Raw genomic sequence first — 391 nt, forward strand, 5'->3', positions numbered from 1 at the left:
GGGTTGGGTCACCGGCCACAGCTACATCGTTTATGGCCCGCTGGCCAATGGGGCGACTTCATTGATGTTCGAGGGCGTACCGAGTTACCCGGACAGCTCGCGCTTCTGGCAGGTCATCGATAAACATCAGGTGAATATTTTCTACACCGCGCCGACCGCATTGCGCGCATTGATGCGTGAAGGCAGCGGCCCGCTGCAGAGCTCTTCCCGTGCCAGCCTGCGCCTGCTGGGCAGTGTCGGTGAGCCGATCAACCCAGAGGCGTGGGACTGGTACTTCAATGCCGTCGGCGAACAGCGCTGCCCGATTGTCGATACCTGGTGGCAGACCGAAACCGGCGGCATCATGCTCAGCCCGCTGGCCAGCGCCCAGCGCATCAAGCCAGGTTGTGCC

The 391-nt window shown here is 62.4% G+C and carries 1 protein-coding gene; it reads left to right on the forward strand.

The features are described from left to right. Positions 1–391: AMP-binding protein (locus tag AC0L3U_RS38590; RefSeq protein WP_473364990.1), on the forward strand; the 391-nt coding region annotated here is incomplete at both ends.

Source organism: Bradyrhizobium sp. Kon69, assembly GCF_055807515.1.